Here is a 14,809-nt window from a genome sequence, read left to right on the forward strand (position 1 = left end):
TGGAGGCGAAAAAATGAAAAGAGTATTAGTCGTTGATGATGAAAGTTCAATCGTAACATTATTAAAATATAATTTAGAAGAAGCTGGTTTTGAAGTAATTACAGCGATGGATGGCTTAGAGGGCTTAAATCTTGCATTGAATGAACATCCTGATGTTATTGTGTTAGACTGGATGCTACCATATAAGGATGGTATGGAAATCTGTAAAGAGCTTCGCATCAGTAAAATACAAACACCTATAATCATGCTAACAGCAAAAGATGAAGAATTTGATAAAGTTCTTGGTTTAGAATTAGGTGCTGACGACTATATGACAAAACCTTTTAGTCCAAGAGAAGTTACCGCACGAGTAAAAGCGATGATTCGACGCTCAGGTATGGCTAGCGATGCAGCTAATACAGAACCTAAACATACTGAGGAATCATATGTTTTTGGTCCTCTACAAGTATTTCCTGAGCGATTTGAGGTTTTATTAAGCAATGAACCAATTGAATTCACACCGAAAGAATTTGAGCTACTTGTATATTTAATTGAAAACAAAAATAGAGTCTTAACTCGAGATCAACTTTTAAGTGCAGTATGGAATTATGATTTTGCTGGGGATACTCGAATTGTAGATGTTCATATTAGTCACTTAAGAGACAAAATTGAAGAAAATAGTAGAAAGCCGATTTATATTAAAACAATAAGAGGTCTTGGGTATAAATTTGAGGAGCCAAAGACTAAATGAAAACCTATCAATCACGAATTTTGAGAACTTATTCTATATTAATTGGGGTAATCTTAGCTGGACTAGGCATCGTTCTTGGTCAGCTTTTTCCTATTTTCGTGGACCATTCTGCAAATAAGATAGTGGACTCAAAAATAGAGTCTGTTTCAACTTTTTTAGAAACGACAGAACTTTCAAAAGATGAACAAGTGAAAATTAATCAGTTAATTTCTTCTGAGCTCAAAGGGGAGAACTTAGTTGAGGAGCAATCGCTTTGGTTATTTTTGTTCTTTACTTTACTAGCAGCGTTTCTTATTGCATTATTTCTTGGAGCTAGTATATTTAGAAAATATGCTCAACCGATTGAACATTTGACAGAGACAGCTATGGAACTTGCCCGAGGAAACTATCGGATTAGAGCATTCGAAGATGACTTTTCAGGTATGTCGAAATTAAGTAATTCTCTCAATATTCTCGCACGTAATTTACATGATATTTCTGTTATGCGGGAAACAGAAAAAGAGCGTTTAAAAACGTTAATAGAAAATATGGGCAGTGCATTAATTATGATTGATCGAAATGGATTAATTACGATAGTTAATCGCTCATTTCTACAACAATTACAAATTTCCTTAGATAATGTAGATGGAAAGCTTTTTCGTAAAATTGGCTTGCCTGAAAAAATAGAAGAGTTTATAGATAAGCTTTTTCTGACAGAGTCTTCGAGTCGTGAACAAATTCAAATCAAGCGTGATCTTCATACTTATTACATGGATGCATATGGTGCACCAGTTATAGGAGAACACGGTAGATGGCTTGGAATAGTCGTTGTTATGCACGATATTACTGAGCTTATTAAATTGGAACAAATCCGCAAAGATTTTGTTGCCAATGTTTCACATGAATTAAAGACACCTGTTACATCTATAAAAGGATTCTCAGAAACTCTATTGTTTGGAGCTTACAAAAACGAAGAAACATTACTTTCTTTTCTAGAAATTATCCATAAAGAAAGTAATCGATTACAAATGTTAATTAACGATTTACTGGATTTATCTAAAGTAGAGCAAGTTGGGTATGAAATATCCTTAAAGAAAGTCAGGCTAACAGATATTTTAGAGCGTGGTCTTGAAATGACCGCACACTTAGTAGAAGAAAAAGATATGAAACTAGAAACGACAGTAGATAATTCTGTCCATGTTTTAGGGGATATGAATCGTCTCATACAAATAATGATGAATTTACTTGCCAATGGGATAACGTATTCTCCAGAGAATACTACGGTTCGTGTAAATATATTCAAAAATGAACAGTATGGGATCTTTCAAATACAAGATGAAGGCATAGGTATAAGCAAGTCAGAGATAAATAGAATCTTTGAACGTTTTTACCGTGTGGATCGAGCTCGAAGTAGAAATTCGGGGGGGACAGGTCTAGGGCTAGCAATAGTTAAACATCTCGTGGAAGCACACCATGGATTAATAAAAGTAGAAAGTGAAGTAGGAAAAGGTACAACATTTACTGTATATATTCCTATTGCTAAAAGTTAACGGAGGTTTTTATGAACAATCAACCCTTTATTCCAATTATTATCGGCACAGACATAAATGCATATAACATGGCGATTTCCTTTCATGAAGAATACAATATAAAGCCAATTTTAGTTGGTAAGGAAGAAATGTCATTTACAAAGTGGAGTAATATTATTGAACATACTGAAATTCACTCTAATCTTTGGGACAAATCAGCGTTTGTCACAGTTTTAACTCAAGTTGCTGAAAAGTATAATACACTTGGAAAACAATTGCTTCTCATTGGAACGAACGATTTCTATGTGCGATTGATTATTGAACATGCAGATGCATTGAAAAAGATGTATGTCTTTAACTACATGTCAGAAGAACTGATGAATAATCTACTTGTTAAGTCCAACTTTTATAAGCTTTGTGAAGAACATGGTATTGATACTCCAAAAACATATTATTATTCATGTTTGAAAAAGGAAGCTTTCACAGAAGAAGTATTATTCCCTTTAATTATCAAACCAAGTAATGGAGTTCAATATTACAAGAACAAATTCGAGGGACAACAAAAGGTATATAGAGTTGAAAATAGAGAAGAGCTTAACACTGTAATTAACCAAGTTAATGCTAGTGGATATGAAGAGGATCTTATTATTCAGGATTATATTCCTGGAGATGATACTTATATGTGGGATTCCGTTATTTATATTAGTTCGAATGGGAAAGCTCAATTAAGTACATTTGCACAGGTTGTTTTACAAGAACATACAGTTACTGCAATTGGTAACTATACAGCTCTTATTACAAGATATAACGAGGAAATAATGAATAAATTGCAATACTTCTTAGAAGCTGTTGGTTATGTTGGGTTTGCAAACTTTGATCTAAAATATGATGAGCGAGATGGTAAGTTTAAGGTATTTGAAGTGAATATTAGACAAGGCCGTTCCAGCTATTATACTACAGCTCTGGGACATAATATGGCTCGCTATTTTGTTGATGACGTCATCTATAAAAAGGAAAAGCCTCTAACATTATTAAATGAGCATTATTTATTTACAGTTGTACCTAAAATAGTTCTGAGAAAATTTGTAGAGAATAAAGAAATTAAACAAGAAGTAGAGCAACTTTTAAGAGAAGGGAAATGGGGGAATCCATTATTTTATAAGAAAGATACCCATTTAACACGAAAACTATTTCTAATTGCTCGACAATTTAATTATTATAAAAAGTATAAAAATAATAATTGGTGAATGAAAATTTACAGTATATTCACAATGTATTTACAATCGTCTGCTACATTTAAATAGACCCCTTTTCCAAATGATTTACCTAAAAAAGCTAGCCTAGTGCTAGCTTTTTTACTGTCTAAATAAGTATTAACATAGCTACTAAATAATTTAGAATGCGAGGGTTGTGACCTTATTCATGCCACTCGCATATTTTGAGAATTGTGTAGGGACGTAACGTATAGGGAGAACTACCCTTTTGTTTATTTATTTTTGAAACCTATTACACTGTTGTTCCGTAAATGAGTTATACATAGAAAGGGGAAAAGATATGAGCACAAAGAGATTAATTTCTATTATCCTAGTTTCATTCATTGGAATCATTTTATTATCTGCTATCTTTACGTCTTGGTATACCGTAGATGAATCGGAACAAGCAATCGTTATAACATTTGGTGAAGCAAGCGACCCTATTACAGAATCAGGTCTAAAATTTAAGATGCCTTGGCCTATTCAAAAAGTTGAAAAGTTATCAAAAGAAACTTTTAGTCTTCAATTTGGTTATAAGCAGACACCGGATGGAGAGGTAACATCTTTTGATAAAGATACTAAAATGATTACAGGGGATGACAATATCGTGCTAACTGATTTAGTCGTTCAATGGAAAATCACAGATCCAAAAGCTTATTTATTCAACTCAGAAAGTCCACAAGATCTTTTACATGACGCAACTTCGGCCTCCATTCGTTCCGTTATTGGTAACTCTAAAATTGATGATGCTTTAACTTCAGGAAAAGCACAAATTGAGGCGGATACGATAGAATTACTTGGTTCATTAATCGATAAGTATGATATAGGTATCACCGTATTAACAGTGAAGCTACAAGATGTGGAGCTTCCAAATGCCGAAGTTCGTTCAGCGTTTACTGCTGTAACAGATGCCGAAGAAACAAAAAACACAAAGGTGAACCAAGCGGAAAAATATGAAAACCAACAAATGAGTGAAGCTGTCGGGGAAAAGGATGCAATTATCTCCAATGCAAATGGTTATAAAACTGCTCGTATCGAGCAAGCACTCGGAGATGTGGCATTATTCGATAAGTTATATGCAGAATACCAAAACAACAAAGAGATTACGAAGCAACGACTTGTAATGGAGACATTAGAAGCGGTTCTACCAAATGCAAAAATTTATATTATGAACGATGAAGGCGGTACGATGAAGTACTTACCACTTCAATCGTTAGAGTCAACTAAACAAACAACCCCTCCACCAGCAACTGATACGGAAACAAAAACAGAAGAAGGGAGCGGACAATAATGGCAGACAATAATAATCCATTTGCAAATTTAGAAGCAAAATTTAAAGCGATGGAAAATAAACCAAAGAAAGAAAAAGCGCCAAAGAAAGAAAAGACACCGATAGATTTTAAAAAGCATATGAAATCTTTTATCGCTATTTTCATCATGTTTGTCGTTTTTGTCATTGCTCTTGCAAATATTTATGTTGTGAAGGAAGGCGAATATAAAGTAATTCGTCAATTTGGTGAAATAAAAGACGTAAAAGATACGCCAGGATTGCATATGAAAATACCATTTATCCAAAGTGTAACAACTATCCCTAGATATCAAATGAACTATAAACTTTCAGAGGCAGAGATCAACACAAAAGATAAGCGCAGAATCATAATAGATAATTACGCTGTATGGCGAGTAGTCAATGCAAAAGAAATGATAACAAGCGCAGGTAGCTTAGTAAATGCAGGTTCTCGTATGGAAGAGTTTATATACTCCGTAGTACGTTCAGAGCTTGGACAATTAGAGTATAGTGAAATCATCAATGATGAAAATTCATCTCGAGGCAGCTTAAATGACCGAATTACTACACAGGTGAATGAATTACTTAAAAAAGATAAATATGGTATTGAAGTAGTCGATGTCCGTATTAAACGTACTGATCTACCACAAGAAAATGAGCAATCCGTATATAATGAAATGATTTCGGAGAGACAAAGTATCGCACAAAAGTTTTTATCAACTGGGGACGCTGATAAACGACGTATTGAAGCGGAAACAGATCGTGAAGTAAGAGTGATGCTAGCAACTGCAAAAAAAGAAGCGGCAATTATTCAAGCTGAAGGTGAAGCAGAAGCAGCGAAAATATACAACCAATCATTCTCAAAAGATCCTGAGTTCTATTCGCTTTATAGAACATTAGAATCCTACAAAAAAACAATTGGAGAAGATACGATGATTATCATTCCATCTGATTCTCCTTATGCTAAAATTCTCTCTGGATATTTAGAGTAGTATGAATCGTCATTCCCCTTACTCACGTGGTAAGATATAGGGAATGACGGTTTTATTTATCTTATTTGAGCAAAACACCTGCTGAATATCGGAGTACCCTGGCAAATACCGCCATGTCCTACGTCAGAGCCTAGCGACAAACATCCTCTTTGCCTAAAGTATCTTGCGGATGTCAGTAGTTTAAGCAAGCTCAAAGCATAATTCTAGAATCGAATAAGCCAAGGTGATTTTGATTCGCTGGCAGCTTCAGGCTGCTCACTTATTACATATTTGAAGGAGTGAACTTAATGTCATCCGAAAAAGTTCTTTTATTAGATGGAAATAGTCTCGCATACCGAGCGTTTTTTGCACTACCTTTATTATCGAATGAACATGGAATTCATACAAATGCAGTTTATGGTTTTACATTAATGCTACAAAAAATTATGGAAGAAGAAAATCCGACTCATATGCTCGTTGCATTTGACGCTGGGAAAACAACTTTCAGACACTCCACTTTTGGAGAATATAAAGGTGGAAGACAAAAAACTCCACCAGAACTTTCCGAGCAATTCCCATATGTTCGTAAGCTAATTGATGCATATGGAATTAAAAGATATGAGCTTGAAATGTACGAAGCAGATGATATCATTGGTACTCTTTGTAAGCAAGCGGAAGAGAAGGGACAACAAGTAATTGTTGTTTCAGGAGATAAAGATTTAACTCAACTTGCTACAGAAAATACAACGGTCTATATTACTCGAAAGGGTATTACGGATATTGAAAAATATACACCGGCGCATGTTGAAGATAAATATGGTTTAACTCCTCTGCAAATCATCGATATGAAAGGTCTGATGGGGGATGCATCGGATAATATACCTGGTGTACCTGGTGTAGGTGAAAAGACCGCAATTAAATTATTAAAAGAGCATGGTTCTGTTGAAAATTTATATCAAGCATTAGATACTGTAAGCGGTGCGAAGCTGAAAGAAAAACTAATGGCAAACGAAGAACAAGCAAAAATGAGCAAAGTTCTTGCTACTATTGAAACAAACGCCCCTATCGAAGTATCGGTAGATGATTTAACATACAGCGGTGCGAATATGGATGAGGTTACTTCTATATGGAAGGAGTTATCATTTAAAACACTATTAGAAAAATCAGAGCATGTTACGGAAGAACAAACGGCTTCGGAAGTGACTTTTGAGATTTTAGATGAAATAAATGCTTCTATTCTAAAAGATAAAATGGCCATTCATCTAGAAATGTTTAATGAGCAATACCATACAAGTGAGTTGCTAGGCATTGCTCTTTATGATGGAGAACAATCGTATTTTGTTACTGGATCTGTCGCGTTTGAATCGGCTGTTTTTTGTAAATGGTTGGAGGATGAATCGAGGATAAAATATTTAGTAGATTCAAAAGCGACACAAGCTGTTAGCCGCAAACATAATGTAAGTTTACTTGGAGCAGATTTTGATTTAGTTCTTGCCGCGTATATTGTTAATCCCTCTATTTCTTCTGATGATGTATCAACAATGGCTAAAGAATTTGGCAATTATGATGTGCTCACAGATGAAAATGTATATGGAAAAGGAGCAAAGAAAGCTACTCCTCCATTGGACAAGCTTGCAGAACATGCAATTAGAAAGGCTCAGGCTGTATGGAAGCTAAAGCCTATATTAGAAAAGAAGTTAGAAGAAAATGAGCAATATGCTTTGTATAAAGATATTGAATTGCCGTTAGCATCGATATTAGGAACCATGGAATCGGATGGTGTAAAAGTTGATGTTCATGTTTTAAAAGAAATGGGAATTGATTTGAATCAAAAACTGCGAGCTATCGAAAAAGAAATTTATACTTTAGCTGGACAAGAGTTTAATATTAATTCCCCGAAACAATTAGGCGTTATCTTATTTGAAAAAATAGGGTTAACACCTTTAAAGAAAACTAAAACAGGATATTCAACTGCAGCTGATGTACTTGAAAAGCTAGAAGGTGAACACGAGATTATCTCCCATATTCTAAACTACCGTCAATTAGGGAAGCTTCAGTCTACCTATATTGAGGGATTGACAAAAGAGATACACGGGGAAGATCAGAAAATTCATACACGATACCAACAAGCATTAACTTCTACAGGACGTTTAAGCTCGATAAATCCAAATCTACAGAATATCCCTATACGATTAGAAGAAGGAAGAAAGATTAGAAAAGCATTTGTTCCTTCCCAACCAGATTGGATTATGTTCGCAGCAGATTATTCCCAAATAGAACTTCGAGTACTTGCTCATATGTGTGAAGATGAAAAATTAGTGGATGCATTTAATCATGATCTGGATATCCACACAAAAACTGCGATGGATGTTTTCCATGTAGGAATAGATGAAGTCACATCAGATATGCGTCGTGCTGCTAAAGCGGTTAATTTTGGAATTGTATATGGCATCAGCGATTATGGTTTATCACAAAGCTTAAATATTACTCGAAAAGAAGCTGCTACTTTTATAGACCAATACTTAAACAGCTTCCCAGGGGTAAAAGATTATATGGATGATATTGTACGCGAAGCAAAACAAACTGGTTATGTAACGACAATTCTAAAACGAAGAAGATACTTACCGGATATCACAAGTTCTAATTTCAACCTTCGCAGTTTTGCAGAGAGAACTGCTATGAATACACCGATCCAAGGAAGTGCGGCAGATATTATTAAAAAAGCAATGATTGATATGGCTAAACGCCTAAAGGATGAAAATCTGCAAACGAAAATGTTATTGCAAGTACACGATGAACTTATTTTTGAAGCACCTAAAGAAGAAATTGCTATACTTGAAAAAATTGTACCTGAAGTAATGGAGGGAGCTATCAAGTTGATTGTTCCATTAAAAGTAGAATATGCTTATGGCTCATCTTGGTACGATACGAAGTAAGGAGTTTTGAAATGCCAGAATTACCAGAAGTAGAAGGACTTGTACGTTCACTTAAGCCAATTGTTACTGGCAAAACAATTGAATCGGTAGAAATTTCAAAAACTATTATTGATTCTAAAGCAAATGGAAAAGAAGCTATTTTGAAAGGGTTAGATGTAGAATCCTTTCGAGAAGCTCTGCCTCATATGAAGATAGAGCGAATTGATAGACGTTCAAAATATATTTATTTTCATCTACAAAAAGATGGGACTCCATATTTACTCGTTTCTCATCTTGGTATGTCTGGGGCTTGGTTTTATGTAAAGGGCTTACATGAAATTTTGGAGGATAAATTCAAACGGCATATACATGTCATCTTGCATTTTAGTGAGGGTGAAATGCTTGTATATGCAGATATTCGTCGCTTTGGAGAACTTCGATTTTTAAATAGCGTTGAAGATTATCCTCCTTTATTATTAATGGCACCTGAGCCTTTTGATCAAAACGCTTTAGATCATTACTTAGAAATGAGCATATTGCCAAAGTATGAAAATAAACCGATAAAAGAATTTATTATGGATGGTCATGTTGTTTCTGGGTGTGGAAATATATACGCTACAGAAGCATTATTTCGTATGCGAATTCATCCTGGGCGTAAAGTAAAAAGAATTAGTAAAGAGCGTAAGATACAATTATTTAATGAAATCGTCATCGTTCTTTTAGATAGCATTGAAAATGGGGGCAGCAGCATTTCTGACTATCGTCAGATTAATGGAGAGTCAGGTAAAATGCAGAATCGGTTGCAAATGTATGCGAAAAAGACTTGTCCAATTTGTCATGCAAAAACTCTACAGAAAACGATTGGCGGAAGAACTTCTACTTATTGTGGAAAATGTCAGAAATAAGGGAGGAAGCAAATGATTATTGGGCTGACTGGTAGTATTGCTAGTGGAAAAAGTACTGTTTCCAACATGTTGAAAGAATTAGGTTATCCTATTGTTGATGCTGACTTAGTTGCTAGGGTTGTAGTTGAAAAGGGAACGAAGACGCTAGAAACGATCAAAGTAGCATTTGGAGAAGAAGTTTTATCAGAAGATGGAACGCTGAATCGAGAAAAATTAGGTACTATCATTTTTTCATCACCACAAAAAAGAAAGCAATTAAATGATATTATGCATCCGGCTATCCGTGAAGAAATGCTTCGACAAAAAAATGTTTTACTGGAAGCAGGTTTTGACACAATTGTCATGGATATTCCCTTATTGTTTGAAAGTAAGCTGCAGTCCTATGTAGATAAAATTTTAGTTGTAACTGTAACAGAAGAAACGCAGTTGAATAGACTAATGGCTCGTAATAATTACTCTTTAGAAGAAGCTAAAGCAAGAATTCAATCACAGTTACCACTATCGATTAAAGAGCAAGGTGCAGATGCTGTCATCTATAACAATGGAACAATCGAATATACTAAAGAGCAATTACTCAAAATATTGTCAATTTGGAAAGACTAGTAGTCGGAAAATAAAAAATATTGCGGGTTTCTTTTGCAAGGCTACACAATTGTGAAAATGTGTTATACTAATTCATGGTTATAAAATAAAAAGTATCACATAGTTACAGGAGGATTTTTTTATGACAGCTTCAATCGCAATAAACGGATTTGGACGTATTGGTAGAATGGTGTTCCGCCAAGCAATTGTACAAGAAGACATTAATGTTGTCGCAATTAATGTGAGATACCCATTAGAAACTTTAGCGCATTTAATTAAATATGATTCTACTCATGGAACTTTTGAGGGAGAAATAAGTATTGATAAAGATGCACTAATAGTTAATGGTAAGCGAGTTCAAATCGTAAATGATCGTGATCCAGCTAACTTACCTTGGGGTAAATTAAATGTTGATATCGTGATTGAATCAACTGGAAAATTTAATGACGGGGAAAAAGCAGCCGCTCACTTAGAAGCTGGAGCAAAAAAAGTTATTATTACAGCACCTGCCAAAAATGAAGATGTGACGATTGTTATCGGTGTAAATGATGACAAATTAGATGTAGCTAAACATAATATTATTTCGAATGCTAGTTGTACAACAAATTGTTTGGCACCAGTAGCGAAAGTATTAAATGATACATTTGGAATCGAAAATGGTTTAATGACTACTGTACATTCTTATACAAATGATCAAAACAATTTAGATAATCCTCATAAAGATTTACGTCGTGCACGTGCTTGTGCACAATCCATCATTCCTACTTCTACTGGAGCAGCAAAAGCGCTTACTATAGTGCTTCCAGAATTAGAAGGTAAAATGCATGGAATGGCTTTGCGTGTACCAACGCCAAACGTTTCTTTAGTAGATTTAGTAGTAGATTTACAGAAAGATGTTACTGCAGAGGAAGTAAATGCTGCATTTGTAAAAGCATCTGAAGGATCAATGAAAGGTATTCTAGGAGTAACAATGGAACCTTTAGTTTCAATTGATTTTAATACAACAACAAATTCAACAACTATTGATGGTTTAACAACAATGGTAATTGGAAATCGTAAAGTAAAAGTACTTGCTTGGTATGATAACGAGTGGGGCTATTCGGCGCGTGTTGTTGATTTAACAAAAAAAGTTGCTTCATCTCTTTAATCTCTTACCTCTTTCAAAGTTTTTTGAAAGAGGATTTTTTTTTCTTGCTTATTTGAATAAAACATCCTATAATGAGAATCGTGTACTTCACGTGCACCGACTACTTAAAGGGTTAGGACCTCTTAGGACTAACTTTCCCCCGTGGTAGTCAACTTTGAAAATTTTTAAAACTAAATTTTATCAAAGGGGGAAACGGACATTGGAAACAATGGGACGTCACATTATTGCAGAACTATGGGAGTGCGATTTCGACAAACTTAACGATATGCCATTTATTGAGCAAACATTTGTTGATGCAGCACTTAAGTCTGGTGCGGAAATCAGAGAAGTTGCATTTCACAAATTTGCGCCACAAGGTGTAAGTGGAGTCGTTATTATTTCCGAATCACATCTAACTATTCACAGCTTTCCAGAGCATGGTTATGCGAGCATTGATGTGTATACATGTGGTGATTTAGATCCATCGATTGCAGCTAACTATATTGCAGATGCTCTTAATGCTGGAATACGCGAAACGATTGAAATGCCCCGTGGAATGGGTCCAGTAAATGTACCTAAGCCACGTTTGACAGTTCAAGCATAATAGACTTTAGGCTAAATGAGTTAGCAGAGGAAGAGATTCCTCTGCTTTTTCGATTTTAGGGAAGAATATTGTTATAATAGATACATAAATTTTCGTAACTAATTAGGAGAGATCAATATGAGATGTCCAGCTTGTCAGTTTAATGGCACGAAAGTTGTCGATTCTCGTCCTGTAGATGACAATAAAGCCATTAGACGAAGAAGAGAATGTGAAGACTGTGGATTCCGTTTTACTACATTTGAAAAAGTAGAAGAAACTCCACTAATTGTAGTGAAAAAAGATGGTTCGCGTGAAGAGTTTAGTCGCGAAAAAGTATTGCGTGGATTAATTCGTGCTTGTGAAAAAAGACCAGTAGCATTAGATCAGTTAGAAGAAATTGTGTTTTCGATTGAAAAAGAATTAAGAAGAACAGGAAATTCTGAAGTAAAATCAGAAGAAGTTGGAGAAAAAGTAATGGACAAACTCTCAGAGGTTGACGAAGTTGCTTATGTTCGATTTGCTTCGGTTTATCGTCAGTTTAAAGATTTAAATGTTTTTATAGATGAACTCAAAGAAATTCTAAAGAAAAATCCGTCATTATAGGAAACAACAAGAGAGAGTAGGTAGGAATGTCGATGTTATATAAGGAGCTACAGCCAGCAGACATGTATATGATTCGCTTGCCATATTCTTTCTCTGATTATGATCGTCAATTATTAACGTTATTGTATCAACCATTAATTGGTGCAGAAGGAATAAGCCTGTATCTTACTTTGTGGGCTGATGGAGAGCTTAAAAGTGAGGAACAATGGCAGCATTATCAGCTTATGAACTTACTTGGGGTATCAATAGGTAAAATATTTCAGGCAAGAATCGCTTTAGAAGCTATTGGATTACTTCGCTCATGGCAAAAGACTGAAAATGATACACGAATTTTTTATTATGAACTTGCTGCTCCATTAGATGCAGAATCGTTTCTAAAGGATCCTTTGTTGTCTATGTTTCTATTAAACAAAATAGGGGAAAAAGCATATAAGCGACTAAGAAGTCGCTTCATTCAAACTCCTAATTGGAATGATGGCTTCAAAGACGTTTCACGTACCTTTATGGATGTATTTAAACCGTCTACAAAAACAGTCCAACCTGTCCCTTATAATGATGCATTTGAATCAAAGAGTAGGAATTCTGCATTGCCTTTTTACTTTGAAGAGTTTGACTTTACTTTGCTTCAAGACGGTTTATCAGAGCAACTTGTTCCGAAATCAGCCTTAACTATTGAAGCAAAACAGGTAATAGCTAAGTTAGCTTTTTTATATAATCTCGGTCCAATTGAAATGCAAAAAGTGGTGATTCTAGCATTAGATGACGATTTGCATTTATCAGATGCAAGATTGAAAAAAGCGTGTGCAGACTATTATAAGTTGACCGTTTCAAAGAAAGCACCTGTTATTCAAAATATAGCTAAGGCTAAAAAAAGTGTAAGTGAAAATAGTAAGCCATTAACTAAAGAGGAAGAACTTATTCATTATTTAGAAACAACTTCACCAGTTACTGTGTTAAAAGATATTGCAAATGGGAAGGAACCTATTCTTGCGGATGTTCAATTAGCGAACCATTTAGTGTCTCATTACAATATGCCTGTAGGAGTAGTAAATGTTTTATTGCAATATGTATTACTTAGAACAGATATGAAATTAACTAAAAACTACGCGGAAAAAATAGCATCTCATTGGATGAGAAAAGATGTCAAAACGGCAAAAGAGGCAATGGAGTTAGCTAGAAATGAACATGAACAATATTTAAAATGGAAGAATGAAGGTTCTAAACAAAAATCCTATTCGAAAAAACCGACCAGAGAAGAAAAGGTACCAGATTGGTTTTATAAAAAAGATGGCGAAACAAAGCAATCGGGAAATGCAACAAACAATATTCAAAACATTGATGAAGAGCGAAAAAAGCTATTAGCTGAATTAGGCGTAACGAAAAGGTAGGTGACATTATGGAACGAATTAATGAAACATTAAAAAGGGTTATTACACCAGAATTTACTTCGAGGCTCGATGAAATGAAACAAGAGGTGCTTGAGGATCCAGGCGTTCAACTTTTCCTTGAAGAAAATGCTGCTCATATTTCGAAGCAAATGGTAGACCGAAGCTTAAGTAAGTTATATGAATATAAGTCACAATCTCATGATTGTGGTGCATGCCAATCTCTTGAATTGTGTACGAATTACATGAAAGGCTATGAACCAAGGCTTGTATTGGATCGGAATCTGATTGATCTAGAATATGTTCGATGCAAGCGAGGAGTAATTGAGGATGAACGAAAAAAAGTAACATCCATGATTAATAGTATTCATATGCCGAAAGAGGTAATGGAGTCTAACTTGGCAGGTGTTGACTTAGAGGATGGTAGTAGAGTAGTAGCAGTTCGAGCTGCTAAAGACTTTTTAAATGAATGGGAGCAAACTTCTACATTACCGAAAAAGGGACTATATATTCATGGACAATTCGGTGTAGGTAAATCTTATTTACTTGGAGCACTTGCAAATGAATTGGCAGCCAGACATATCCATTCGGTAGTTGTTTACGTTCCAGAGTTTTTCCGTGAAATGAAGCAAGCGATTCAAGATAATTCTCTTGCAGAAAAAATTGAATTCGTAAAACGTGCGCCTGTTTTAATGCTAGATGATATTGGAGCAGAGACAATGACTAGTTGGACAAGGGATGAAATATTAGGGACAATCCTACATTACCGAATGTCCGAGCAGCTCCCAACTTTTATGACATCCAATTTTAATTATGACGAATTGGAACATCATTTATCCTTCACGCAGCGAGGGGAAAAAGAGGTCGTCAAAGCTGGACGAATTATGGAAAGAATCCGAGCGCTTACGAATCCTATTCCACTTCAGGGAAAGAATTGGCGAGAAGAAAAATAGCTACTTG

General features: G+C 35.1%; 13 protein-coding genes. All 13 read left to right on the forward strand.

The genetic code is table 11. From position 1 onward, the window contains the following. Positions 1 to 13 precede the first annotated feature (13 nt). Positions 14 to 730 (forward strand): response regulator transcription factor, encoded by a 717-nt coding sequence (locus PGC35_RS13195; RefSeq protein ID WP_056833021.1) that lies wholly within the window; start codon positions 14 to 16, stop codon positions 728 to 730. Then, positions 727 to 2,259, forward strand: a complete 1,533-nt coding sequence (pnpS, locus tag PGC35_RS13200; RefSeq protein WP_375219482.1) for a two-component system histidine kinase PnpS — start codon at positions 727 to 729, stop codon at positions 2,257 to 2,259. Before PGC35_RS13195 ends, pnpS begins: the two co-directional genes overlap by 4 nt. A gap of 11 nt (positions 2,260 to 2,270) precedes the next feature. After that, positions 2,271 to 3,485, forward strand: coding sequence for a carboxylate--amine ligase (locus PGC35_RS13205; protein ID WP_375219483.1), 1,215 nt, complete (start codon positions 2,271 to 2,273; stop codon positions 3,483 to 3,485). Positions 3,486 to 3,792: 307 nt separating this feature from the next. Then, positions 3,793 to 4,782 carry an FtsH protease activity modulator HflK gene (gene hflK / locus PGC35_RS13210; protein WP_053588649.1) on the forward strand — a complete coding sequence of 330 codons (990 nt, stop codon included), beginning with the start codon at positions 3,793 to 3,795 and terminating at the stop codon, positions 4,780 to 4,782. Next, positions 4,782 to 5,771 carry a protease modulator HflC gene (hflC, locus tag PGC35_RS13215; protein ID WP_053588650.1) on the forward strand — a complete coding sequence of 330 codons (990 nt, stop codon included), beginning with the start codon at positions 4,782 to 4,784 and terminating at the stop codon, positions 5,769 to 5,771. The genes hflK and hflC overlap by 1 nt, the downstream gene beginning before the upstream one ends. Positions 5,772 to 6,058: 287 nt before the next feature. Then, entirely contained in the window at positions 6,059 to 8,686 is a 2,628-nt protein-coding gene (gene polA / locus PGC35_RS13220) for a DNA polymerase I (RefSeq protein WP_275788282.1), read from the forward strand. Between the two features lie 11 nt (positions 8,687 to 8,697). Next, the gene (gene mutM / locus PGC35_RS13225) at positions 8,698 to 9,570 is read left to right on the forward strand and encodes a bifunctional DNA-formamidopyrimidine glycosylase/DNA-(apurinic or apyrimidinic site) lyase (protein WP_375219484.1); all 873 of its coding nucleotides are present in this window, start codon (positions 8,698 to 8,700) and stop codon (positions 9,568 to 9,570) included. A 12-nt stretch (positions 9,571 to 9,582) separates the two neighbouring features. Beyond that, positions 9,583 to 10,173 carry a dephospho-CoA kinase gene (gene coaE, locus PGC35_RS13230; RefSeq protein ID WP_375219485.1) on the forward strand — a complete coding sequence of 197 codons (591 nt, stop codon included), beginning with the start codon at positions 9,583 to 9,585 and terminating at the stop codon, positions 10,171 to 10,173. Positions 10,174 to 10,294: 121 nt separating this feature from the next. Beyond that, positions 10,295 to 11,299, forward strand: a complete 1,005-nt coding sequence (locus PGC35_RS13235; protein ID WP_375219486.1) for a glyceraldehyde-3-phosphate dehydrogenase — start codon at positions 10,295 to 10,297, stop codon at positions 11,297 to 11,299. A gap of 199 nt (positions 11,300 to 11,498) precedes the next feature. Next, complete coding sequence (gene speD / locus PGC35_RS13240; RefSeq protein WP_053588655.1) at positions 11,499 to 11,882, forward strand: adenosylmethionine decarboxylase; 384 nt, start codon at positions 11,499 to 11,501, stop codon at positions 11,880 to 11,882. 117 nt (positions 11,883 to 11,999) lie between these two features. Further along, positions 12,000 to 12,464, forward strand: coding sequence for a transcriptional regulator NrdR (gene nrdR / locus PGC35_RS13245; RefSeq protein WP_336496868.1), 465 nt, complete (start codon positions 12,000 to 12,002; stop codon positions 12,462 to 12,464). 26 nt (positions 12,465 to 12,490) lie between these two features. Then, on the forward strand, positions 12,491 to 13,852 hold the full coding sequence (locus PGC35_RS13250) for a replication initiation and membrane attachment family protein (protein WP_375219487.1): 1,362 nt from the start codon (positions 12,491 to 12,493) through the stop codon (positions 13,850 to 13,852). An 8-nt stretch (positions 13,853 to 13,860) separates the two neighbouring features. After that, positions 13,861 to 14,802: a primosomal protein DnaI gene (gene dnaI, locus PGC35_RS13255; protein ID WP_375219488.1), complete on the forward strand. Its 942-nt coding sequence runs from the start codon at positions 13,861 to 13,863 to the stop codon at positions 14,800 to 14,802. Positions 14,803 to 14,809 lie beyond the last annotated feature (7 nt).

Source organism: Psychrobacillus sp. PGGUH221 (assembly GCF_042055255.1).
In the GTDB taxonomy this organism is placed as follows: domain Bacteria; phylum Bacillota; class Bacilli; order Bacillales_A; family Planococcaceae; genus Psychrobacillus.